Source organism: Paludibacterium purpuratum (genome assembly GCF_004363805.1).
Lineage (GTDB): Bacteria > Pseudomonadota > Gammaproteobacteria > Burkholderiales > Chromobacteriaceae > Paludibacterium > Paludibacterium purpuratum.
Genome location: NZ_SNZP01000025.1, coordinates 1 through 1,723, shown reverse-complemented (window position 1 = coordinate 1,723; position 1,723 = coordinate 1). Strand labels below are relative to the sequence as shown.

General features: G+C 53.8%; 1 rRNA gene (cut by a window edge). It reads left to right on the top strand.

The features are described 5' to 3' along the window. Positions 1 to 1,714 (top strand): 23S ribosomal RNA (locus tag DFP86_RS19110) (it extends 1,254 nt beyond the left edge of the window). The last annotated feature ends 9 nt before the right edge of the window (positions 1,715 to 1,723 follow it).

Genomic DNA, 1,723 nt, shown 5'->3' with positions numbered 1-1,723 from the left:
CGTGGTAGGGGAGCGTTCTGTAGGTCTGTGAAGGTGTCCTGAAAGGGATGCTGGAGATATCAGAAGTGCGAATGCTGACATGAGTAGCGATAAAGCGGGTGAAAAGCCCGCTCACCGAAAGCCCAAGGATTCCTACGCAACGTTCATCGGCGTAGGGTGAGTCGGCCCCTAAGGCGAGGCAGAAATGCGTAGTCGATGGGAAACTGGTTAACATTCCAGTACTTTCATACAGTGCGATGAGGGGACGGAGAAGGTTAGGTCAGCCAACTGTTGGAATAGTTGGTTTAAGCTGGTAGGCGGAGCGCGCAGGCAAATCCACGCGCTCGTTAACGCTGAGAAGTGATGACGAGGGTCTACGGACCTGAAGTGACTGATACCCTGCTTCCAGGAAAAGCCTCTAAGCTTCAGCTGTATGAGAACCGTACCGCAAACCGACACAGGTGGGCAGGAAGAAAATTCCAAGGTGCTTGAGAGAACTCAGGAGAAGGAACTCGGCAAATTGATACCGTAACTTCGGGAGAAGGTATGCCTCCCCCGGTGTAGGACTTCGCGTCCGAAGCTAGGAGAGGCCGCAGAGAATCGGTGGCTGCGACTGTTTATCAAAAACACAGCACTGTGCCAACACGAAAGTGGACGTATACGGTGTGACGCCTGCCCGGTGCCGGAAGGTTAAGTGATGGGGTGCAAGCTCTTGATCGAAGCCCCGGTAAACGGCGGCCGTAACTATAACGGTCCTAAGGTAGCGAAATTCCTTGTCGGGTAAGTTCCGACCCGCACGAATGGCGTAACGATGGCCACACTGTCTCCTCCTGAGACTCAGCGAAGTTGAAATGTTTGTGAAGATGCAATCTACCCGCTGCTAGACGGAAAGACCCCGTGAACCTTTACTGTAGCTTTGCATGGGACTTTGAACAGACTTGTGTAGGATAGGTGGGAGGCTAAGAAGCGTGGACGCTAGTTCATGTGGAGCCGCCCTTGAAATACCACCCTGGTGTGTTTGAGGTTCTAACCTAGGTCCGTGATCCGGATCGGGGACAGTGCATGGTAGGCAGTTTGACTGGGGCGGTCTCCTCCCAAAGTGTAACGGAGGAGTTCGAAGGTCACCTAGGTACGGTCGGAAATCGTGCTGATAGTGCAATGGCAAAAGGTGGCTTAACTGCGAGACCGACAAGTCGAGCAGGTGCGAAAGCAGGACATAGTGATCCGGTGGTTCTGAATGGAAGGGCCATCGCTCAACGGATAAAAGGTACTCCGGGGATAACAGGCTGATTCCGCCCAAGAGTTCACATCGACGGCGGAGTTTGGCACCTCGATGTCGGCTCATCACATCCTGGGGCTGTAGCCGGTCCCAAGGGTATGGCTGTTCGCCATTTAAAGTGGTACGCGAGCTGGGTTCAAAACGTCGTGAGACAGTTTGGTCCCTATCTGCAGTGGGCGTTGGAAGTTTGACGGGGGCTGCTCCTAGTACGAGAGGACCGGAGTGGACGAACCTCTGGTGTACCGGTTGTCACGCCAGTGGCATCGCCGGGTAGCTAAGTTCGGAAGAGATAACCGCTGAAAGCATCTAAGCGGGAAACTCGCCTGAAGATGAGACTTCCCTGAGGGTATAACCCTCCTAAAGAGTCGTTCGAGACCAGGACGTTGATAGGTCGGGTGTGGAAGCGCTGTGAGGCGTGAAGCTAACCGATACTAATGGCTCGTGAGGCTTGATCCTATCATTTGA